Source organism: Salidesulfovibrio onnuriiensis (assembly GCF_008001235.1).
In the GTDB taxonomy this organism is placed as follows: domain Bacteria; phylum Desulfobacterota; class Desulfovibrionia; order Desulfovibrionales; family Desulfovibrionaceae; genus Pseudodesulfovibrio; species Pseudodesulfovibrio onnuriiensis.
The window spans coordinates 3,721,837-3,743,417 of sequence record NZ_CP040751.1 but is presented as its reverse complement, the minus strand read 5'-3'; the positions used below and the strand labels follow the sequence as shown (position 1 = coordinate 3,743,417).

Annotated in this window: 20 protein-coding genes; 8 read left to right on the top strand and 12 right to left on the bottom strand. The window is 62.6% G+C overall.

What is annotated here, in order from left to right; all coding sequences use genetic code 11:
* Positions 1–27: 27 nt before the first annotated feature.
* Positions 28–1,569, bottom strand: coding sequence for a DUF4135 domain-containing protein (locus FGL65_RS17400; RefSeq protein WP_147822509.1), 1,542 nt, complete (start codon positions 1,567–1,569; stop codon positions 28–30).
* 27 nt (positions 1,570–1,596) lie between these two features.
* Positions 1,597–1,776 (bottom strand): hypothetical protein, encoded by a 180-nt coding sequence (locus tag FGL65_RS17395; protein WP_147822508.1) that lies wholly within the window; start codon positions 1,774–1,776, stop codon positions 1,597–1,599.
* Between the two features lie 141 nt (positions 1,777–1,917).
* Here FGL65_RS17395 and FGL65_RS17390 point away from each other — a divergent pair, with 141 nt between their 5' ends.
* From FGL65_RS17390 to FGL65_RS17370, 5 genes are all read left to right on the top strand, one after another.
* Entirely contained in the window at positions 1,918–2,463 is a 546-nt protein-coding gene (locus FGL65_RS17390; protein WP_147822507.1) for a macro domain-containing protein, read from the top strand.
* Positions 2,463–3,056: a hypothetical protein gene (locus tag FGL65_RS17385; protein ID WP_147822506.1), complete on the top strand. Its 594-nt coding sequence runs from the start codon at positions 2,463–2,465 to the stop codon at positions 3,054–3,056. The genes FGL65_RS17390 and FGL65_RS17385 overlap by 1 nt, the downstream gene beginning before the upstream one ends.
* Entirely contained in the window at positions 3,046–3,585 is a 540-nt protein-coding gene (hslV, locus tag FGL65_RS17380; RefSeq protein ID WP_147822505.1) for an ATP-dependent protease subunit HslV, read from the top strand. Before FGL65_RS17385 ends, hslV begins: the two co-directional genes overlap by 11 nt.
* Positions 3,585–4,967: an ATP-dependent protease ATPase subunit HslU gene (hslU, locus tag FGL65_RS17375; protein WP_187170440.1), complete on the top strand. Its 1,383-nt coding sequence runs from the start codon at positions 3,585–3,587 to the stop codon at positions 4,965–4,967. Before hslV ends, hslU begins: the two co-directional genes overlap by 1 nt.
* A gap of 84 nt (positions 4,968–5,051) precedes the next feature.
* A complete protein-coding gene (locus tag FGL65_RS17370; protein WP_147822504.1) occupies positions 5,052–5,987 on the top strand; it encodes a hypothetical protein in 936 nt (311 codons plus the stop codon).
* A 96-nt stretch (positions 5,988–6,083) separates the two neighbouring features.
* On the opposite strand, the gene FGL65_RS17365 is transcribed toward FGL65_RS17370, so the two are convergent.
* The 6 genes from FGL65_RS17365 to cfa form a co-directional block, all read right to left on the bottom strand.
* Positions 6,084–7,139 carry a protein-tyrosine phosphatase family protein gene (locus FGL65_RS17365; RefSeq protein ID WP_147822503.1) on the bottom strand — a complete coding sequence of 352 codons (1,056 nt, stop codon included), beginning with the start codon at positions 7,137–7,139 and terminating at the stop codon, positions 6,084–6,086.
* Positions 7,136–9,583: a PEP/pyruvate-binding domain-containing protein gene (locus FGL65_RS17360; RefSeq protein WP_147822502.1), complete on the bottom strand. Its 2,448-nt coding sequence runs from the start codon at positions 9,581–9,583 to the stop codon at positions 7,136–7,138. Before FGL65_RS17360 ends, FGL65_RS17365 begins: the two co-directional genes overlap by 4 nt.
* A gap of 15 nt (positions 9,584–9,598) precedes the next feature.
* On the bottom strand, positions 9,599–9,958 hold the full coding sequence (locus tag FGL65_RS17355) for a response regulator (RefSeq protein ID WP_147822501.1): 360 nt from the start codon (positions 9,956–9,958) through the stop codon (positions 9,599–9,601).
* Between the two features lies 1 nt (position 9,959).
* Positions 9,960–12,011: an ATP-binding protein gene (locus FGL65_RS17350; RefSeq protein WP_147822500.1), complete on the bottom strand. Its 2,052-nt coding sequence runs from the start codon at positions 12,009–12,011 to the stop codon at positions 9,960–9,962.
* Positions 12,008–12,946 carry a phosphate/phosphite/phosphonate ABC transporter substrate-binding protein gene (locus tag FGL65_RS17345; RefSeq protein WP_147822499.1) on the bottom strand — a complete coding sequence of 313 codons (939 nt, stop codon included), beginning with the start codon at positions 12,944–12,946 and terminating at the stop codon, positions 12,008–12,010. Before FGL65_RS17345 ends, FGL65_RS17350 begins: the two co-directional genes overlap by 4 nt.
* A 114-nt stretch (positions 12,947–13,060) precedes the next feature.
* Positions 13,061–14,176 carry a cyclopropane fatty acyl phospholipid synthase gene (gene cfa, locus FGL65_RS17340; protein ID WP_187170439.1) on the bottom strand — a complete coding sequence of 372 codons (1,116 nt, stop codon included), beginning with the start codon at positions 14,174–14,176 and terminating at the stop codon, positions 13,061–13,063.
* A gap of 502 nt (positions 14,177–14,678) precedes the next feature.
* Here cfa and FGL65_RS17335 point away from each other — a divergent pair.
* On the top strand, positions 14,679–15,332 hold the full coding sequence (locus FGL65_RS17335; protein WP_147822498.1) for an HD domain-containing protein: 654 nt from the start codon (positions 14,679–14,681) through the stop codon (positions 15,330–15,332).
* A gap of 72 nt (positions 15,333–15,404) precedes the next feature.
* Here FGL65_RS17335 and FGL65_RS17330 read toward each other — a convergent pair whose 3' ends face one another.
* The 3 genes from FGL65_RS17330 to FGL65_RS17320 form a co-directional block, all read right to left on the bottom strand.
* Positions 15,405–17,369, bottom strand: a complete 1,965-nt coding sequence (locus FGL65_RS17330; protein WP_147822497.1) for a methyl-accepting chemotaxis protein — start codon at positions 17,367–17,369, stop codon at positions 15,405–15,407.
* Positions 17,370–17,562: 193 nt separating this feature from the next.
* Positions 17,563–18,054, bottom strand: coding sequence for a universal stress protein (locus FGL65_RS17325; protein ID WP_147822496.1), 492 nt, complete (start codon positions 18,052–18,054; stop codon positions 17,563–17,565).
* Positions 18,051–19,025, bottom strand: coding sequence for a serine/threonine protein kinase (locus FGL65_RS17320; RefSeq protein WP_147822495.1), 975 nt, complete (start codon positions 19,023–19,025; stop codon positions 18,051–18,053). Before FGL65_RS17320 ends, FGL65_RS17325 begins: the two co-directional genes overlap by 4 nt.
* Before the next feature lie 153 nt (positions 19,026–19,178).
* Between FGL65_RS17320 and FGL65_RS17315 the strand changes: the two genes are divergently transcribed.
* Positions 19,179–19,994 (top strand): alpha/beta hydrolase, encoded by an 816-nt coding sequence (locus FGL65_RS17315; protein WP_147822494.1) that lies wholly within the window; start codon positions 19,179–19,181, stop codon positions 19,992–19,994.
* A gap of 19 nt (positions 19,995–20,013) precedes the next feature.
* On the opposite strand, the gene mnmM is transcribed toward FGL65_RS17315, so the two are convergent.
* Positions 20,014–20,691 carry a tRNA 5-(aminomethyl)-2-thiouridylate-methyltransferase MnmM gene (mnmM, locus tag FGL65_RS17310; RefSeq protein ID WP_250645533.1) on the bottom strand — a complete coding sequence of 226 codons (678 nt, stop codon included), beginning with the start codon at positions 20,689–20,691 and terminating at the stop codon, positions 20,014–20,016.
* On the opposite strand from mnmM, the gene FGL65_RS17305 reads away from it, so the two are divergent.
* A complete protein-coding gene (locus FGL65_RS17305; RefSeq protein WP_147822493.1) occupies positions 20,672–21,424 on the top strand; it encodes a hypothetical protein in 753 nt (250 codons plus the stop codon). The two genes, mnmM and FGL65_RS17305, sit on opposite strands and share 20 nt — an antisense overlap.
* The last annotated feature ends 157 nt before the right edge of the window (positions 21,425–21,581 follow it).

Genomic DNA, 21,581 nt, shown 5'->3' with positions numbered 1-21,581 from the left:
AACGCGTTTTGAAGGGGAAGTCCACGCCTATGAGCCGAGGCTTGCCAACAGCGATTGGCGCAGCCGACCGCAGCTCACGGGCGCTTCGCGGACGCGGACCCGGATCTGGTCCAGCGTGGTGGCCGGGAAAAAGTCGTCCTCTATGGCCGCTCCGAACCACAGGTCGCGGGAATCTGCACGGGTGTGGCAGGTGGGGATATACCCTTCCTCCAGGGTATCGGCCTCATGCCCGAAGAGCTGGGCGGGCGTTTCCGGGCCGAGCAGCCCCAGCTGGGTTTCGATGAATTCGCGGCGGCCTTCCATGCTGCGCAGGTTTTCCGGGTGCAGGGAGGCGGTCAGGATCTCCTGGTAGACCAGGGTGGGCCGGTGGATGAACCGGATGGGCATTTCGGCTACGGTGTCCATGAGATCCCGGTTGGTTTCGAATGCCTGGGCCAGGGTCTTCAGGGTGCGGGCAAAAGAGGCGGCCACCGTCATCTCGAACCCGCATACGGGCACGTGCTCGCCGTCCAGGAACGGCAGGCAGTATGGCCCCGTGCAGGGCAGTTCGGCCAGCTCCATGTGCAGGGAATCCCTGCCCCGGTCGCGCCAGACGAATCCCTTGAAGCTGCCGTCCGGGGCGGGCGCACAGCCCAGGGCCGAATAGTCGTAGTCGCGCCCCGGAACCGGCACCATGCCCGAACGCCTCAGGGTGTGCACCCCCGTGCGCAGCGGCTGCATGGCGGTTTCCAGGTCCACGGGGACGGGGAAGCTTTCGGACGGCACCATGTTTTCGGCATGGAAGTCCACCCCGCCCAGCAGGTACACCAGCGCCAGGTTGGCCCCCTGCCGCTGGAAGAACAGGCGTACGTCCTCCATGTTTTCACAGGGCGTGCGCTCGATGAACTGCTGCCAGCCATAGGGCCCCATGTCCAAGGTGGCCGGGCCCTGATAGGCCTGCCAGCCCAGCTCGGCATTGAGCTGGGGCGCCAGCCGGGCGAAAAGCACGTCCGCGGCCATGGGCCGGGGCTTGTAAACCAGGCGCTTGCCGTCGTGGAAATGCAGCATGCAGACGCCCGCGCCGCCCTCGTGCAGGTCCGCGCAGTCGGCCTCCATGCCCGCGAGTCCGCCCAGGCCGCACGGGATGCCCAGACAGTCGCCGATGTCCGTGGCGTCATTCCTGAGCCGCCGCAGCATGGCGTCGAACTCGAAGCTCCAGTCCGAGACCACGGACCACGGCAGGGAGGAAAGGCCCTTGTACTTGTCCAGCAGGACATCCTGCAGGCGGCGGGAGGCCAGCATCTCGTCGAATTCGTGGTAGCGGCCTTCCGGTGTGTCGGCCTTGAGCAGCCCGTTTTCACGGGCCTCGGCCATCTCCACGGCCAGGGCCATGTTCAGCACCGGGGCAAGGCGGCGGGCAATGGCCCGGGCCAGCATGTTCTGGTTCCCGTTCTTCCACAGCAGAGGCCATTGGGCGCAGATACCCATGACGCACCCGGTGGCCAGGGAGTCGAGGGTTCGGGGAAAAAGAAAGTCGTCCGAATGCAAGAGCATGGGCGAATACAGGGGGCGGAATTCAAAACCGGTCAAAACCGGCTGTTCCTGAACCGCCCGAAGCTATAAACGTCCCGGTACGCGCGTGTCCGGGACAAAGGTGTCCGGCGTGCGGGTATCCGGCACAAAGGTGTCGGGGCACCGGGTGTCCGGGATGCGGGTATCGGGCACCTTGGTGTCGGGAGTGTTGGCGATGGCGGTCATCAGTTCTTCGACAGAGGGAATCACCTTGCGCATTTCCATACGAGCCTCCTCAGGAATTATAACTATTACAACTATACTTATTGAATATGCAATATAGATGTCAATCAATAACATGTTTCGCACAAAAAAACAGGCCTTGCCCTTGCCAAAAGGCAAATCGGGATTAGCTTGTGCTGTATTATGAAGACATGGACCATTGCCGACGGAACCCTTGCGATCCGGCAGGGAGATCTGACCTCCATGCGGGCGGACGCCATCGTCAATGCCGCCAATTCGCGTCTTGCAGGCGGCGGGGGCGTGGATGGCGCGATTCATGACGCGGCCGGGCATGCCGAACTCCAGGCCGCCTGCCGCAAGATCATTGCCGACATCGGCTCGCTGCCCGCGGGCCGGGCCGTGATCACCCCGGGCTTCAACCTGCCCGCCAAATACATCATCCATACCGTGGGCCCCATCTGGCGCGGCGGCTCGGAGGGCGAGCCCGAGAAACTGGCGAGAGCCTACCTGAGCAGCCTGAAGCTGGCCCATGAAAACAACCTGAAGACCATCGCCTTCCCGGCCATCAGCTGCGGCGTCTACGGCTATCCCGTGGAACAGGCCGCCGCCATAGCGCTGCGCGCCCTGAAAACGGGGCTTGAGCAGGGGCTGGTGGAGCGGGCCTCCATGGTCCTGCACGGGGCGGACGCCTACAACACGTGGCTGAGAACAATGAGTGAGATTAGATAATGGGTAGTTTTTTTAAATCATTTTTGAAAGTGATCGGTTACGTTTCTGGAATTTTGGGGGTAATGAGCGTTGGTTACTGTTCGTATCCAACATTAAATCCTTGTCCTTCGGCAACGGTTGTAGAGACTAAAGATAATGAAATTAGCCGGTTGAAATTAGTTGAGAAGGATTATTCAACGCTCGAAAAAAAATATGAAAGCGTCCATGCTCGTAATGGAAAGTTGTTAGATTTATCTAATGAATACGCTAAAACAATCAAAGATCTCAAATCAAAACTAGCTTCATATGGTGAACAGGATTTGCATTATAGAATAATCAAGTCAGAAGATACTAATATCCTAAATGGTACAGAGAGAAAATACGATAACGGCAAAGTCGTTATACGGATTCAAAGTTGTTACACAGCTGGGGGGATGGACATGAAAACCCCTTTAGTCCAAGGCTACTTCTACTCCACTATTGATGGGCCAAGAAAAGAATTTACTGAAACAATAGGATCTCCTTTCTTTTACAAGGACTACAGATTTGTTGCTACTTCCATTAGCAACGTTGACGTGAACCTTTCAGTCTCAAGAGGAACATATGAACCTTAGAGGAACCACCATTCTGGCCATGCTGGACGAGAACGGCACGGCCATGGCCGGTGACGGACAGGTCACCCTGGGCCAGGCCATCGCCATGAAGCACACGGCCCGCAAGGTGCGCAAGATCTACAAGGACAAGGTCACCGTGGGATTCGCGGGCGCAACCGCCGACGCCTTCACCCTGTCCGAACGTTTTGAAAAGAAACTGGAAACCTATTCCGGCAACCTGCTGCGCGCCGCAGTGGAACTGGCCAAGGACTGGCGCACGGACAAGTACCTGCGCAGGCTCGAGGCCATGCTCCTGGCCGCCGACGGCGAACACCTGCTGATCATCTCCGGCACGGGCGACGTGATCGAGCCCGACGACGGCCTGGCAGCCATCGGCTCGGGCGGGGCCTATGCCCTGGCAGCGGCCCGCGCGCTCAAGCAGAACACGGAGATGCAGGCCCGCGACATCGTGGAAAAGGCCATGAACATCGCCGCGGACCTTTGCGTCTACACCAACGCCAACCTGACCATCGAAACACAGGAAAGATAATGAGCACTCTGACTCCCCGGGAAATAGTCTCGGAACTGGATCGCTACATCATCGGCCAGCACGACGCCAAGCGCATGGTGGCCATCGCCATGCGCAACCGCTGGCGCAGGCAGCAGCTCGACCCCGAACTGCGAGACGAAATCGCTCCCAAGAACATCATTCTCATGGGCCCCACGGGCGTGGGCAAGACCGAGATCGCCCGCCGCCTGGCGCGCCTGACCGGCTGCCCCTTCTTCAAGGTGGAGGCCACCAAGTTCACCGAGGTGGGCTATGTGGGCCGCGACGTGGAATCCATGGTCCGCGACCTCATGGAGATCGGCATCAACCTGGTGCGCAAGGAAGAGACCGACAAGGTGCGCATCAAGGCCGAACGCAACGCCGAGGAACGCGTCCTGGACCTGCTGCTGCCCGGCAACAAGCCCCAGACACAGGGCGTGGGCTTCTACATGTCCAATTCGGACTCCAACGCGGAGTCCGGCAAGGAACCGGAACGGCCCAAGGATGATTCCACCCGCGAGAAATTCCGCCAGATGTTCCGCAAGGGGCAGCTCGACGACCGCGAGATCGAGGTGGAGGTCACGGTGACCGGCGGGCCCCAGATGGAGATCATGGCCATGCCCGGCATGGAGGACATGGGCATGCAGATGTCCGACATGCTCGGCCGCATGTTCCCCAAGAAGAAAAAGACCCGCAAGATGAAGATCCGCGACGCCTACGAGGTGCTCATCGACGAGGAAGCCGACAAGCTCATCGACATGGACAAGGTCACGGACCTGGCCCGGGAACGCGTGGAGCAGACCGGCATCATCTTCATCGACGAAATGGACAAGATCGCCGCGCGCCAGGACCACGGCGGCACCGACGTCTCCCGCGAGGGCGTGCAGCGCGACCTGCTGCCCATCGTGGAGGGCTCGGTGGTCAACACCAAGTACGGCATGATCAAGACCGACCACATCCTGTTCATCGCCGCGGGCGCGTTTCACTTTGCCAAGCCCTCGGATCTGATCCCCGAGCTGCAGGGACGTTTCCCCCTGCGCGAGGAGCTGCAGGCCCTGGGCAAGGACGAGTTCTACCGGATACTTACCGAGCCCAGGAACGCCCTGACCGTGCAGTACAAGGCCCTGCTGGAGACCGAGGGCATCACCGTGGACTTCTCCAGGGAAGCCCTGGAGGAAGTGGCGGAGTTCGCCCAGAAGATCAACGAGGAGACCGAGAACATCGGCGCGCGCAGGCTCTACACCATCATGGAGAAGATACTGGCCGACCTCTCCTTCGAGGCCCCGGACAAGTCCGGCCAGTCCGTCAGCGTGGACAAGGAATATGTCTGCTCCAAGCTGGAGGATGTTTCCGAGGATCGGGACTTGTCGCGCTATATTCTTTAGGCTATAGGGTCATTCGCTCAAGACGAAGGCCGTCCCCTGGGGCGGCCTTTTTTATTTTCTCATGGAAATCCAAGGATACATCTCATGCCAATAGTTAAAAAATCCCTGTACCTCTCTTTGGCGGCTTTGCTGACTCTGACCTTTCACTTGTGTCTTGCCCCGCAGGTGTTGGCCTCCGGGAAAAAGCTTTCTTTTTCCTACGAGATCCTTGTTGGCGAAAACAAAATCGGATCCATCAAAGTGACCAGGACGCCCGTAAAGTACAAAGGTAAACCGGCGCTTCTTGAACAACGCAACAAGAAATGTCTGACAACGGCTGACAATGCGGACACATCCGATTTTGGAAATATCAGGATCGAAAGTTTACAGGGAAGTGTCTTTGACAAAAAGCCGAATTTTTTCCCTGAACCTGGCTCCGATGAAGGAAAAACATGGAATCTGGGCTCCTCAAAGACATCCGTGAAAAACAAGTCTTGGGCTAAAATTATCCTGGCGAGGGACGGAAGTCTCCTGAACTACGATGCCGGCACCGACGAAATCGCCGAGAAAAAGATGTATGGCATCATGGTTAACAAGGAAGTCTGGAGCTACGACGCAGGCCCCAAAGGCAGGAGAAATACAAAAACGAAGGTCATCTGCGAGCAGGGAGTCATCAGCATTACCTCCCGAAACGGAATGAAAGGTTTTTCCGTAAAGTACAGGGAGGACCAATTGGACTACACCTCCGCCTATCTGCCCTTGGACAAGCTTAGGGTGTCGAGCCCCAAAACCTACCGCATGCTTGATCTGGAAAAGGGTGATATAATTAACACGATGCTTCTCAAATCCAGGAATGACATAGTGACTGTGGGAGAGAAGAAATACGAATGCGTCGTGATCATGTCCCAGGTGGGGCCCATGAAAACCAAGAAGTGGATGACCAGGGATGAAAACGGCTACGGGATGGTGGTCAAGGAAATCGTCAGGGTCGGTTCCGAGGAGCAGGAAGTCATACTTACCGAATGCAAGACGGCGATGTAGTCCGAATCTGAGAACAAGCCTCACCGGATGGGATTGGGGAATCAAAAGGCCTGCGGATTACCGCAGACCTTTTGTTGTGTGCATTCGCCGGGAAAGCTATTGGCGGGCGCAGCCCATCTTGCGCATCATGAAGCTGAAGAACCGCTCCACGTACTTGCCCGAGGCCACGTCGGGCAGGGAGAACATGGGGTGCTCGTCCAGGAGTTCCGAGGTCAGGGCCAGGTAGATGTTCTCGGACAGGGTGCCCAGGCGCGGCTCGAATTCCTCCCAGAAGGCTTCGGCCGCGTGCTCCTCCATGCCGAAGACCCGGCAACTTACCGGTCGGCTGTCGAACAGCAGGCAGCGGCCGTCCTCCAGGAGCGGGCAGATGGTGCCCACATCCGAAAGCACGGCGTCGACGTCGCGCAGCCTGCGCCGGGCCGAGCGCTCGATGCCTGCGGCCTCCACGGCCCGGCCGATGATCTCCTCGCGCTTTTGGCTGCTCAGTTCGCGGTTTCGGGCCATGCTCACGGTCACGGCCTCCATGAGGCAGAGTTCCTTGGGCGAATGGCAGCAGCGGTCGTGGTCCCGGCCGCATTGCTCGGTGAGCCCGTGGTCCGCCGCGTATTGCTCCACCTCGGCCAGCAGCTTCTGGTAGTCCTGGACCATGGGGGAAAGGTCCACGGCCCGCTTGAATTCCAGGCAGGGTTCGCGGACCGTGAGCTCCCCCGTTTCCTTGCCGTATTTGCGGATGGTGCGCCACTGGGCGAAGTTGGCGGGCTTGGAACGCAGCTTCTTGAGCCTGCGGTTGGCCAGCTTGTGCCCCAGGCCGCGCCGCAGCAGATAGGCGTTGAGCACCGTGCCCGTGCGGCCCATGCCGAAGCGGCAGTGGATGTAGACCTTCTTGCCCAGGTACAGGGCCTCGTCCAGCCAGGCCAGGGCCTTTTCCAGCTCCACCAGGTCCGGGGCCTCCTCGTCGGTGATGGGCAGGTAGTAGACCTCGAACCCTTCCTTTTCCTCGATCTCGTGCAGGTCCAGGAATTCCCGGCACAGGTTGATGATGCCGGTGATCCCTTCCTTGTGCAGCCGCTGCATGGCGGCCTTGGATGCCGGGGCCGGGCCCACGGCCAGTTGGTCCGTGACCCAGGTGACGGTGCTTTCCTGCGGCCTCATGGGCTCTCCTCGCCCGCGGTCCGGTCCTGTTCCAGGAACCGTTCCGCCAGCTCGACCGCGGTTTCCTCGGTGGGCAGCTTGAGGTCCAGCATGCGCGAATGGGCCATGAGCCTGCCCAGGAACACCAGGCGCTGCCGGGTTTCGTTTTCGGTGCCGTGGGTGAACTGGGCCGTGAGCATGTCGCCCCGGCTCTTGGTGCTGAATCCCTTGGACTCCATGGTGTGGCGCAGGAAGGCCAGCCGGTTCATGCGCTGGTCCCAGTCGCCCCCGCCGCCCTTGAACCGGAAGGAAATGTGATTGGGGCCCGCGCCGCCGCACACGGAATCCACCACCGTGAAGTGGTAGCCGAAGCGCAGCAGCAGGTGGGTGTAGTCCTCGGCCACGATGGAGTAGCTGGCCAGCAGCTTGGAATCCTTGGTGAAGATGCCCGCGCTGATGCGGTCGAATTCCTCCCAGTCCACGTGGATCAGCTTTTCGTCCCAGGTGGCCCCGCTCTTGGAAAGCCCCCACCACAGGGCCCACATGGGCTTGCTGACGATGTCGTCGGGCGTGATGGACTTTGCGTCGCGCACCGAGGAGAACAGGCCGCCGCCCAGGTCCAGCACGTAGAGGACAAAGGGCAGCTTGCTGGTCAGCTTCTTGACCCGCCCCAGGCCGCGCCCGGACCTGCCCACCAGAGAGAACATCTCGTTGAGGGAGATCTCGTGGGCGAAGCGGATCACGTCGTGCATGGACCGGCAGCCCTCGGGCTGGAAATTGTCGCCTTCCGGGTCCGTGAGGTTGAGGATGGAGAGATGCGGCATGATGGCTCCGAGGCGCTTGGCGGCCCAGGTGCCCCTCCATGCCTCCCTGCGCGGGTCCTGGCGTCTGAGTTCCTCCACGCATCCCGCATAGACCTGGCCCGTGTCCGCATCCATGGTCACTTCCTGGCCGTCGGAGAGTTCCTCGATCTCGTCCAGGACCATGACCGGCAGCCCGAATTCGCGGGCCACGGAAGCAAAGTGCCCGGCGCGGGAACCCCTGCGGGCAATGACGCCGTCCAGGCGGTCCAGGTGGCGGGCCAGGGCCGGGGTCAGCGTTTCCGTGACCAGGATGGCCCCGTGCGGCAGTTCCGCAATGGCTTCGGCGTTGCGCACGATGCGCCCCACGGCCGTTCCCGCGGAGATGCGGACGCCGCCGGAGAGCATCGGCAGCGCGTTGTCCGGCACCTGCTTGGAGATGTCCCTGGCCGTCGCGTTCTGGCGCAGGGGGCGGCTTTGCAGGATGAACAGCCTGTCCCGCTCGTCCACGCCCCATTCCACATCCTGGGGCGTCTTGAAGAAATGTTCGAGCTTGTCCGCGATGCGTCCCAGTTCCAGCAGGGTTTCGGAGCGGGGATTGTCGAAGTGGGGGGGGCGCAGCAGCACGTGCGGGTTGTCCTCCTTGGTCAGGCAGAACACGTCGGGCCTGGCGCGCCCGGAAACCAGGGATTCCCCCAGCCCCTTGACGCTGTAGATGGAGGCCACGCCCTGCACGCACTGGGTGGCGTCCTCGTCCGTGGTGTACATGACCCCGGCGGCCTTGACCCGGACCATGGGCTGCACCAGCACGGCCATGCCGGTTTCCTCGTCGGTCATGCCCTTGAGGATGCGGTAGGCCACGGCCTGGGGGCTGTATTTGCCCATGAGCACTTCGCGGTAGGCTTCCGCCAGGTTCTCGGGGCTCACGTTCAGCACGCTTTCGTAGACCCCGGCGAACGAGGATTCCCCGTCCTCGGCAATGGCGCTGGAGCGGACCGCCAGCGGGCCCGCGGGGAGCTTCTTCGCCTGGGCTTCCATCTCGCGCAGGATCTCGTCCGGCACCGGGGTCTGGCGTATCATTCCCCGGATTTCCTCACATTTTAGGGAGAGCCCCTCCCTGTCGCACAGGTCGATCTGCGCCAGGAGCCCGGCGATGGGAACGCGGAGGTCGCCCGCCTCCATGTAGTAGTTGTAGGCGTTGGTGGTGATGCAGAATCCCGGGGGAACCGGAATGTCGGTTTCCTCGGCCAGGATGCCCAAGGCCGCGGCCTTGCCCCCGGCCAGCTTTTCCCTGCCGGCGGCCTCTTCCCGGGACAGGCAGTAGGGGGGCGCGATTTCGGGCGGGGGCGTATCCAGCCCCATGTCTATGTAAAAGGCTATCTTGCGGACGTATTCCTCCAGCCCCATGCAGCGCAGGGGGGCGAGCACGGTCAGCAGCCGGGCGATTTCGCCCACCTCCCGCTCCAGCTCGGCGCACAGGAAGGCCACGCGGTTCCAGTCCGCAGTCTCGGAGCCGGTGTAGATCTCCTCCAGGCCGGCCAGCAGCTCCATGCTGCGCAGGTCCACCTCCAGGATTTCCCGGAACGCGTTGTATTTCTTGCGCAGCAGGGTGCCCGGGGCAAAGACCTGGAAGGTCCAGCGGCTCAGGAGTTCCTTGAGGGACATGGGGCGTTTTCTCCGTTATTCGCCGAGCACGGCGGCGACCTTTTCTTCCAGCTCGGCCTTGTCGATGGGCTTGACGCAGTATTCGCTCGCGCCCAGTCGGATGGATTCGCGGGCCGTTTCCAGGGTGGGGTAGCCCGTGAGCATGATGACCCTGGTCTTGGGCGAGATCTTTTTGATCTCCTCCAGCACCTCGACGCCGTTCATCTTCTTGAGCTTGATGTCCAGGATGGCCAGCTCGGGCGCGTTCTTGGCCACGAACGCCAGGGCCTCCTCCTCTTCCGTGAACGGGGTGACCTGATGGCCCTGGCGGGTCAGGATGCGGCCGATGAGCACGCCGGAGTCGTAGACGTCGTCCAGGACGATGATGTTGGCCATGTTATTCTCCTTGCAGTGGTTCTGTGTCGTCGTCGGAATAATCCAGGGGCAGCCGCACCGTGAACATGGTGCCCGGGCCGAGATGGATGTTTTTCATGTCCTCGGGCTTGTGCGGGTAGTCCTCCAGGGGCACCGGGCTGTCCACGGCGATGGTGCCGCCGTGGGCCTCGATGATGCCGAAGGAGATGGCCAGGCCGAGGCCCGTGCCCTTGTCCACGCCCTTGGTGCTGAAAAAAGGGTCGAAAATCTGGGTGATGATGCTCGGGGGAATGCCTTCGCCCGTGTCGATGACCTGGAACATGATGATGCCTTCGTCGCGCATGAGCCGCGAGCGCACCAGGATGAGCCCGCCCTGGGGCATGGCGTCGCGGGCGTTGGTCAGCAGGTTGACCCAGACCTGCTTGAGCTGCTCGGGGCTGCCGTTGATGATCGGCATGCGGTCGTCCATGTCCTTGAGGATGTGCACCCCGTCCAGCTCGAAGGGGTGGCTGATGAGGGAGACCACCTCCAGCACCGAGTTGTTGAAGCACATGCCCTGCGTCTCGCTTCCGCCCTGGCGGGAAAAGTCCAGCAGCCCGGCAACGATGCGCTTGCAGACCTGGGTCTGCTTCTCGATGATCCTGAGGTCGTCGCGCATGGGGTTGCCCTCGGGCACGTCCTCCAGCAGCAGCTGGGCATAGCCCAGGATGATGCCCAGCGGGGTGTTGATCTCGTGGGCCACGCCTCCGGCCATGGTCCCCAGGGATTCCATCTTCTGGGACTGGATGAGCTGGGTCTGGTAGCTCTTGAGCTCGGTGATGTCGCGGGTGGTGCGCAGCACGGAGTTGATTTCGCCCGAGGAGCCCCGCACGGGCACGCAGATGACGTGCAGCCACAGGCGCCGGTTGTTGCGCTCCACCTGCACTTCGCGGTTCACGGGCCTGCCCGAGCGGAAGATGACTTCGATCATGCCCGGGTCGTTGAGGGGATCGCTGTTCGGCAGCAGGGAGTGTTCGTGCTTGCCCACGGCGTCGGTGGGCGTCAGTTCCAGGAAATTCGCATAGGCGCGGTTCAGGGCCAGGATGATGCCCTCCCGGTCCAGCAGGCAGACATGGTCCGGGGTGGAGTCCAGGACGGTGCGCAGCAGTTCCTGCTGGTGGGCCATGGCCTTTTCCGTGTCATAGAGCTCTTCCAGGTGCAGGCGCAGGGTCAGGGCCAGGTAGTCGAAGGTTTCGGCCAGGTCCTGGATCTCGTCGCCCGCGTTGGTCAGGAAGACCGGGCAGCGGCTGCAGCTCCCCGGGGTGCGCTTGGGCGTGGACCGGTTCCCGGCCGTGTGCCAGCAGGGGCGGGAGTCGTCGCCGTAGGCCGCGCATTCCTTGAGGTTGCAGTTCATGAGTTCCCAGCAGTTGGCCGTGGGCTTGGGCGCGGCCTGGGCCATGAGGTCCCCCGTGACCAGGGCTTCGGCGTGGGCCCGCAGGTTGTTGAGCCGCCGGGTCATGCGGTTGGCGAACAGGGTGCCCAGGAACACGGCCACGATGAGGGTGCCCAGGGAAACTCCCATGACCGGGTGCAGCAGCTGGTTGATGGTCTGCTGGACGCCGGTGCGGGAAAGCCCCAGGCGCACCGTGCCGATGCGGCTCTGGCCGATGCGTACGGGCACCGCGAAATCCAGGATGAGAATCTGGCCGTTGTCGAGCTGCCGGATGCTCAGGTCCTGGGCCGGTTCCAGGTGGTTGGCCTTGAGCAGGTCCACGGGAAAGCCCCCTGTGAACGTATGGGCCAGCACGTTACCAGCCTCGTCCTGCACAAAGGAATAGACCACGTTGTCGCCCACGCTGCGGATGGAATCCACCAGGTCCTTGAGCTGGAGAAAGTCGGCGGAGAGGATGGGGTCCACGGCGCGCAGGGCCAGGTTTTCCGCCTGGACGCGGCCGTGCTTCTTGCCTTCGTCCAGCAGCACGCGGGTGGCCAGCACGCTGAAGGTGAAGGTCAGCAGCACGGCGGCCAGCACGACGATGAGGCTGGTGCCCACCCCGATCTTGGTGCTGAAGCGTATCTTGTCGATGTTGATCAAGGGATGAACCCTCCGTCCTGCTCGCGGATGCGCTCCACCAGTTGCCGCACCGGGTCGTAGTCGCCGTCCTCGGCCGGGATGATGCCCCGTATGCCCGCGTTGTTGAGGATCACGGCGTCGTCGGCCCGGTTGATGTCCAGGGCGAACATGGCGTCGGCGATGCGCGCGGCCTGGGCGGGCGGGAAGCCCTTGCGGCAGGCGTATACCCAGCTCGGGTAGGGGCGCGTGCGGGCCAGCACCCGGATGCGCTTCAGGTCGATCTTGTCCTTGAGCAGGGCCAGGGTCCCCTGGCGGATGGAGCCGATGTCGAAGGCTCCGGCGAACACGGCCAGCACCACCTTTTCCTGCTTGCCGCCCGGTCCGGGGGCGAACTCGATGTCCGAAAAGTCCCGGGGCGGGATGCCGTTGTCCAGGAGCATGCCCAGGGGGAAGAGAAAACCGCCCGCCGAGGACCTGTCCACCGCGATCCAGCGCTTGCCCCGGCAGTCCCGCAGGGTGCGGATGGGGCTGTCGGCCCGGCAGATGATCTCGCCGAAAAAGTCGGGCTGGCCCGAGGGCTCAACGATGCGGGCGAACGCGCGAGCACCGAGCTGGGCCAGCTGCAGATAGATGAGCGGGTTGGAAAAGGAGATGTCGATCTCACCGCGTTTGACCATCTCCACATGCTCGTCGAAGGTGTCCGGGTAGACCTGCCGGAAGGGCAGGCCCGTGGCGTTGCTCAGGTATTCGATGAGCAGCTTGTGGCGGCCGTAGGAGATGGCGTGGGAATACTGGGGCAGGTAGGCGTAGGTGATGGCCTTGGTCTGCACCGGCAGGCTCATTTCCTCGCGCTTGGAAAAATCCACGCGCACGTATTCCTCGTCCCCGCCGCAGCCGCAGGGGACCAGGCAGAGCAAAAGGAGCACGCAGGAAAGGAAAGCCGTTTTGGAGTGCATTGTTCATACATAGCAGACCCTTTGTTTCCCGCAAAGGGGGAAGGCGGCGGCTTTGCCGGGCGTGCCCCAAATAATAAAAGGGCCCCGAAGGGCCCGGAAAGAGTGCGGGCGGTCCTAGAACCGGCAGCGGGGCTGCTCGCGGCCCATGCCGTGCTTGGTCATGACGACCTGCCAGAGTTGGATGTCGCGGGCGCGGAAGGCCCCGGCGCACGAGAGCAGGTAGTATTCCCACATGCGCTTGAAGCGTTCGTCGTACCGGGGGGACAGTTCGGCCCAGTTGCGCTGGAAGTTGTCGTTCCAGGCCATGAGCGTCCTGTCGTAGTGCGGCCCCAGGTTGTGCCAGTCCTCGATGACGAACAGCCCCTCCGCGGCCTCGGCGATCTGGGCAGAGCTGGGCAGCATGCCGTTGGGGAAGATGTACTTGTTGATCCAGGGGTCGCAGCTGGTCCGCGACCTGTTGCTGCCGATGGTGTGCAGGAGGAAGACGCCGTCGTCCCGGAGGACGCGGCGCACGGTGCTCATGAAGGTGCGGTAGTTCTTCATGCCCACGTGTTCGAACATGCCTACTGAAACGACCTTGTCGTAGCGCCCGTCAATGGCCCGGTAGTCGCCGTCGAGAAAGCTCACCGGCAGGCCCGCGCAGTCCTCCCGCGCATGGCGGAGCTGCTCGCGTGAGATGTTCACGGCCGTGACCAGGCAGCCCCGTTTTTCCGCCATGTACCGGGCCAGCCCGCCCCAGCCGCAGCCGATGTCCAGCAGGGTGTCGCCGGGCCGCAGCTGCAGTTTCTCGGCAATGAGTTCCAGCTTGTTTTCCTGGGCCTGCTCCAGGTCGTCCGTGCCCTTGAAGTAGCCGCAGCTGTACTGGCGGCGCGTATCCAGGAAGGAGAAGAACAGGTCGTTGCCCAGGTCGTAGTGGCGTCTGGCGATGATGCGGCTGCGCATCCGGGACTGCATGTTCAGGAGCAGGCCGGGCAGGAGCCGGGCCATGTAGCGCATGCTGCCCCGCACCTGTTCCTCCAGGCCGCCGCGAAGCAGCCGGTTGATCATTTCGTCGATGTTCAGGCAGTTCCACCAGCCGTCCATGTAGGACTCGCCCAGGCCCAGGTTCTTGTCGCGCCAGATGCGCGTGTACCAGCGTTCGTCAAGGACCCGGATATCCCACGGGCTGTGGCCGTTGAGTGAAATTCCCGCATGTTCCATGAGTTCCTGGATGGTGTCGGCTATGATCATGGCGCACCTCCTTGCTTGATCATGCTGCCTCGTCGTGGAGGGCGGGGCGTTCGCCGCCTTGGTATGGCTATGAGTATATACCTTATGCGGTAATAACGAAGTCGCGTTTTTTTGCCAACCCGGGGGAGCGAAAAAAAGGGGAGGGCGAGGTTGTTTTTCCGACGGCCGCCGAAAAAGGCCGTCTGGTTCGTCCCGGCATAATGAAGCCGGAGCCCCGCTTGGGAACAATTCACGCGGCGGAGTTGTCGGTCCGGTTTAATTTACTTCGGGAACAAAATTTATTTCCAACGATTTCAAGAAGTCTTCGACAACGTTTGCGGAAACCCCCAAACGGGCGATTGACACAGGCTGGCCGCGGGTCTAAGGGGGTTCGGTCTGCTGTTCGCGTTCACGGGCCGGACGCGGCATTCAACAAAGACAAATTGGTGTGAGTACTTCTCGGGGCAGCGACCATCTTCACCCTGAGAGAAGGGGAAACCTTTTACCTAAAGACGGGCCTGTTATGACCGATACATACGACCGCATTTGGGAAGCTGCGCTGCCTTACCAGGATAAACGGGACGACGCGGGACACGCATACGTGACCTACACCTACGCGCAGGAGCTGCTGCAGCTGGCGCCCGGCACCCCGGAAGTGGTGCTGCCGGCAATCATCATGCACGACACGGGCTGGAGCAAGCTGAGCCGCGAGGAACGCTTCGTCATCTTCCAGCCCGGCACCACCCCGGAAGACGAGCTGGCCGTGCGCTACAGGCACCAGGACGAGGGCGTCAAGATCGCCCACGCCATCCTGGAGGACCTGCGCTATGACGCCAAGTGGACCAGCGAGATCCTGGAGATCATTTCCGAGCACGACACCCGCGACCATTTCATTTCCCTGGACGAGGGCCTGGTGCGCGACGCCGACAAACTCTGGCGTTTTTCCGAGATCGGTTTCCGGGCGGACATCGAGCGCTTCGAGTTCGACCCCGGATTCCTGCACGACAAGATCGAGGCCCAGATCGACAAGCCGGGATTCTTCTATTCCGATGCGGCCCGCGAACTGGCGCGCCGCGAACTGGCCGCCCGCCGCGAGCAGTACGGCATCCTGCTGCGGGGCATGGACGAGGCCGTCACGGAAATCTCCGCCGAGGAGTATTCCGAAGCCGCCGTCTAGGGCTGCGATTCATGGAAAAGGAAAACGGGGCGGGCCATGCGGCCTGCCCCGTTTTTTTGCGCGCTGTCCCGGCTAGAAGCGTTCCAGCTCCTCGTCCGGAATGTCGTCGACCATCTTGAATTCAACGCCCTGGGGCGCCGTCTCCTGGGCGCTGGCCGTCTCGATGGCCATGGGCGCGGGCCGCACCGTGGGCCGGGCATGGAGCTGCGGGCGCATGTGCCCGTTGCCGTCCATCTTGAAGAAGGACATGGTCTGCTCCAGCATCTGGCTCTGGCTGGCAAGGGTCTCGCTGGTGGAGGCCATTTCCTCGGCGGCGGCAGCGTTCTGCTGGATCACGGCGTCGAGCTGGCTGATGGCCCGGTTGATCTGTTCCGCGCCGCTGCTCTGTTCGGAGCTGGCCGAAGATATCTCGCGCACCAGCTGGGCGGTCTTTTCGATGTTGGGCACCAGCTTTTCCAGCATGCTGCCCGCGCGTTCCGCGGATTCCACCGTGGTGCTGGAGAGTTCGCTGATCTCCCCGGCCGCCTCGCCGCTCCGTTCGGCCAGCTTGCGCACCTCGGCCGCCACCACGGCAAATCCCTTGCCGTGTTCCCCGGCCCGGGCCGCCTCGATGGCCGCGTTCAGGGCCAGCAGGTTGGTCTGCCGCGCGATCTCCTCGATGATGGATATCTTTTCCGCGATGTGTTTCATGGCCCCCACCGCCTTGATCACGGCCTGGCCACTCTGGTTGGCGTCCTCGGCCGCGGACTGGGCGATCTCTTCGGTGGCCTTGGCGTTCTGGGTGTTCTGCTGGATGTTGGAGGCCATCTGTTCCACCGAGGAAGAGACTTCCTGGATGGATGCGGCCTGTTCCGTGGCCCCTGAGGACATGGTCTGGGCCGAGGCCGAAAGTTCGGTGCTGCCCGAGGCCACGGCCGTGGAGCCGTCCCGCACCTCGCAGACCACACGGGTGAGCTGCTCCGCCATGGAGCGCATGTGGGCGTAGACGCCGTGGGCGTTCTCGGCAAAGGAAATATCGAGGGAGCCGTCCGCAATGGACTGGGCGATGTCCGCGATCTCGGCGGGGTCCTTGCCCAGCTGGCGGTTGGTGGTGCGGATGAGCAGCCATGCCGTGCCCGCGCCGAGCACGATGGCCACGATGCCCAGGATGCCCATGGCGCTCATGGTCATGGCGTTGGCCGCCTGCACCTGCGGGCCGAGCCTGTCCTGTTCGCCCATGACCGAGAGCTTCACGTTTTCCACGTCCTTGGCGATCATCGGGCCGAGCTTGTCCAGGTGCTCGGAGATGACCTGGTTGCGGGCGAAGATGACTCCGGTCAGCTGGTCAAAGGCCTTCCCATAGCTGTTCCGGATATCCATGAGCTCTGAGAGCAGCCTGCGGCGTTCTGGGTTTCGCAGGCTTTGTTCCAGGGTGGCGAATTCCGAATCCAGGGTGGCCATTTCCTTGTGGACGCGGTCCACCGAGGCCTGGGAATTGTCCTCCAGGAACTTGACCACGTAGAGCCGGGCCAGGAGCAGGTTGCGCATGGCAAGCCCGCTGCGGAAGGCTGCGGTCATGTCGTTGTCCCGCTCGGCCGTGGTCAGGATGGTGGTCAGGTTGCGCTCCATCTGCGGGCCCTGCACGTTGAGCACGTCGTTGACCAGGTGGTCGCGCTGCGCGCGGAACTCCTTGACCTGGTCGAAATACTTTCCGTACTCGGTCATCTCGCTGTCAGCCCTGTCGACCATGGCCGCCCGCTCGGGGTTGTTGATCTGCTTCTGGGCCGTATCCATGAACCCGCGCGTCTGTTGGAAATACTCGTCGAACTGCTTGAGGTCCTTGTCGCTGCCCGTGAGGATGAAGTCCTTCACGTTCATGCGCACCATGAGCATGTTGGCCTGGAGCCTGCCGCCGAGGTTGGTGTCCAGGGCCAGCTTGCGGTACCGGCTGAAGCCGTCGCCTGCGTAGTCCAGCGCCCAGAAGGAAAGCCCCGCAAGAACCACCAGCAGCGCCAGAACACCCCCGAATCCCAGGGAGAGTTTTGTTGACAGTTTCATAACCGAATCTCCTTTAATGGATTATGCTATATAAACTGTTGGGGAATGAGCCATAATCGCATGAAAGGAGAGTTTTTCCATATTGGCAATAGGAAAAGTGTAATAATAACCTGTTGACGATATGCGCGGGGTTTTACGGGGGATGCGGCCCGGCCGGGCGCGAACGCGAAGCCGGGCCGTTGGGGATCAATGGTCAGGCAACCACCCAGACCGTGCAGTCCTTGGCCGAATGCACGATCTTGTTGGAGACCGAGCCGAACAGGAATTCCTCGGCCTTGGACAGCCCGCGCCTGCCGATGACCACGGTGCCGAAGCCTCCGGCCTTGAGGGTGTCCAGGATCTCCAGGGCGACGCTGGTGCCCAGGCTGCACTTGGAAGTGCTGTCCGTGAACGGGGAGTGGCAGCTGGTGACGTAGTTCTCGGTGATGGCCTTGGGGTCCACGCCCAGTTCGGCCAGCCTGTCCCTGGCCCGGCCGAGGAAGTCCTGCAGGTTGGCGCGCATTTCCTCGCAGCCCATCTCCCACTTGTCGTCGTCGGCGTAGAGGTCCCGGTGGGGGAGCCGCTCGATGCACAGGAGCTGCACCTCGAAGCCCGGGTTGCCGCCCACGATGTTGCCCGTGTACTCCACGGCGCGCAGGGCGTTTTCGCTCGAATCCACGGCCAGCAGAATCTTCTTGAAATTCATGATTGCCTCCTTTCGGCCTGCGGTTGCGGCAGGAGTTTCAGGCAGGGGCGAAGGTCGGTCAGGAATTCCTCCACGGAATCGTAGTAGACTTCCGCACCCTGGGAAAAATGCATGAGCACGTTGTTCAGTTCCATGGGAATATAGGGGAACAGGCGGCGCAGGTTTACCAGCCGGTTGCGTATGACCGGCGAGAAGTCCGAGCGCTTGACGTTCTGGCCGCCTTCCATGTGCGTGATCGCCTGCGGGGTGTATATCTGCTTGCCCACGGTGAAGAGCAGGCTGTTGCCCAGGCCGAAGAGGTCCAGGGCAAAGGGGTTGGCCCGGGTCTCGTAGGCGTAGTCGAAATCGATCCAGCGCATCTGCCCGGTGCCGGCCTCCTGCCAGAGGTGGTCGCGCCGCACGTCGCCGTGCTGTTCATAGTTGCGGTGCAGGAAGTCGATGGCCTCGGCCCCGGTGATGAACTTCTCCAGCATGGGGACCAGCTGGGTGTCGAAGTACTGGCGGTGGTCGCCGGGGAGCTCGTCCACAACCACGTCGAATCGCTTGCCCCGGATCACGTCCAGGATGCGGATCAGGTTTCCGGCCTCGTCCCGCTCCGCGATGCCCTGCATGAAGCGGATGTCGCCCCGGACCAGGTTGAGAATGCGCGCCTCCTTGTTCTGGCTGCGGAAGCTGCGGATGCTCATGGAGCCGATCTGCTGGGTGAACTCCTCGTGAAAGACCAGCTTGAGGATGGCGGACGCCCCGGTTTCCAGGCACTTGCAGCGCTTGACCCAGAACTTGAAGTCCTCGAGCCCGAAGCGGCGCTCGGCCTCGTCACGCAACACCATGTAGTGCCTCTCGCCCAGGCGGATCACGTCGCCGTAGGTGATGGAGGTGAAGTCCGTGGTGTCGGTGACCAGCCGGCGAATCCGGCGGAGCGGAAAGGTGGGCAGGTGGTGCTGCACCAGTTCCCGGATGTCCTGTTCCATGCGTCCCCCTTTGCCCTCATTGTAGGGCATGGGAGATAAATCGGTATTATTTTTGGGGGAATGTTGCGCGTCTGGTAGGGGATTGCGCGCATGGTTGAACAAAGGGCCGCGCGGATGTAGACAGGGTGATATCCATCTTCAAAAGGAGGCTCCATGTCCGCGCAGCAACACACCGCTCTTCCCCCGCACGAACAGGCTTTCACCCTGCGCTCCAGGCGTGTGGCGGATGATTTCTCCATCCGCGTGGCCCTTCCCGCCACCTATTCCATGACCGAGGCCCGCTATCCGGTGCTCTACGTGCTGGACGGCGACCACAGCTTCGGGCTGGCCGCGTCCGTGCTGGCCTATGTCAACCTGGGCGGCAATTTCGGCATGGGCAAGGGCATCCCGGAGATGATCGTGGTGGGCATCGGCTACGACCGGGGCACGCTTCCCTGGCTGTTCACCCGGGTGCGCGACTTCACGCCCACCGAGGATGCGTCCTTCAATTACGACAACCCTCAGTTTTCCATCCCGGAGAGCGGCCGGGCCGATGCGTTCCTGGCCATGATCCGGGAAGAGCTGAAGCCGGAGCTGGAATCCCGCTTCCGGGTGGATGGTTCCCCGGGCGTGCTGGCCACCCATTCCCTGGGCGGGGTGCTGGCCCTGCATGCCATGCTCCGGCCCGAGCCCGTGTTCGGCAAGTATTTGCTGGCCTCGCCCTTTGTGGGCTGGGATTCCGGGGCCATGTTCCGGCGCGAGGAGGAATACGGGCTGGGAAACGCGGGCCTGGCCGCCGAGGCCTTTTTCGCGGTTTCCGGGCAGGAGCCCACGCCGCCGTACCGCGAGGAGGTGGAGCGTTTCTGCGCCGCCCTGGAACAGCGGCGGTATGACCGCTTCCGGTTCGAACTCAGGACATACGACAGGGACAATCACTTTTCCATGTGGCCCAAGGCGTTCATGGACGGGCTGGAATACCTGTTCAATTGATGGCGGGCTTGTTTACTTTCTAGCGGCGCTCCAGGAGCAGGATGCGCGTCTGGGCCGTGGGGTGGTTGTGCATGGCGCAGCGCATGACCCGGGCCGTGTCCATGTCCAGCCCGGCGCAGTGGGCCTCCACGGCCTGCGCCTCTTCCTCGCCCCCGGGGTGGCCCGTGTAGAGCACCAGGGAGAGGATTCCGCCCTTTTTCATGACCGACAGGGCCGCATCAATGGCCGTGCGGGTGGTTTCGGCCCGGGTGATGATCTGGCCGTCGCCGCCCGGCAGATAGCCCAGGTTGAACATGACGCCCGCCACCCGGCCGCGGAATTCCCCGGGGAGCAGCTCGGCCATGCGTTCGTGGCCCTCGTGCATGAGGGTCACGTTGTTGCGCGCGCCGCCTTCCTCAAGCCTGCACCGGGCGCTGTCCAGGGCCTCCTGCTGGATGTCGAAGCCGAAGACATGGCCCTGCTCCCCCACCTGCCCGGAAAGGAACAGGGTATCGTGGCCGTTTCCCACGGTGGCGTCCACGGCGATATCGCCGGGCCGGACGGCGTGGGACATGAGCGCCTTGACGAAGGTGACGGTGTGGCTGATGAACATGGGGCGGTTGTACTGCACCGCTTTGGGCGAGGCAAGGGCCAGACTCTGCTGGACAACGGGCCGATCCTGGGGCACAGGGAACCCCATGCGCGCTTCCCATGACATGGTTTCCTGCTCGGGCTTCTGCGTCCGGTGCAACACCGAGCATTCCCTTTCCCAGGGGCCTGCCCGCCAGGCCTGCCGGGAGCTCATGGCCCTGCTGGAGGAAAAACGGCGCATCGACCTGCACGCGCCGGACAGCGAGGCCGATCCGCGCTTTTCCACGGACGTGCTCTTTTCCGAGGCGCGCGGGCACATGTTCGGGGTCATGGTCTACCGGGACGGGCAGGGAAACCTGGGCGCGGCCAAGGCTTTTTCCGGCCAGTACAACGGCTCCTGGCTCGTGGACGGCTGGGTGGGGCCGGTGGTGGACGTGGCCGAGTTCGAACGGGTCAACGCCCCGGGCGAGCGGGCCGTCAAGGCCATGGGCCGTCGCATGGAGGCGCTGGAGGCCGGTGCGCGCGCAAGGCAGGTCCTCAAGCGCCAACGCAGGATCATGTCCCGCAAGCTTATGGGTGAGCTCTTCGGCCTGTACCGGCTGCGCAACTTTGCCGGGGAAAGCCGTGCCCTGGCCGAGGTCTTTCTGGGGAACGGCATTCCCACGGGCACGGGCGACTGCTGCGCGCCCAAGCTGCTGCATCATGCGGTGCGCAACCGGCTGACCCCTCTGGGACTGGCCGAGTTCTACTGGGGCCGGGAAAATCGTTCGGGCAGCAAGCGGCACGGGGAGTTCTATCCCGCCTGCGAGGAAAAGTGCCGCCCCATTCTCGGTTTCCTGCTCTGCGGGGTGCATCCGTGATCCGCGTGTGATCGTCCAGGATATATAGATTTTATGGCGTATTGAGGGCGGTCGGTCGCCTTTGCCGGACCCTTTCGGAAAAACGGGCTTGCCTTCCCTGGATTCCGATTTATACTATGTCATCAAGCTATGCCCCTTGACCGGAGCGGGGCAAATA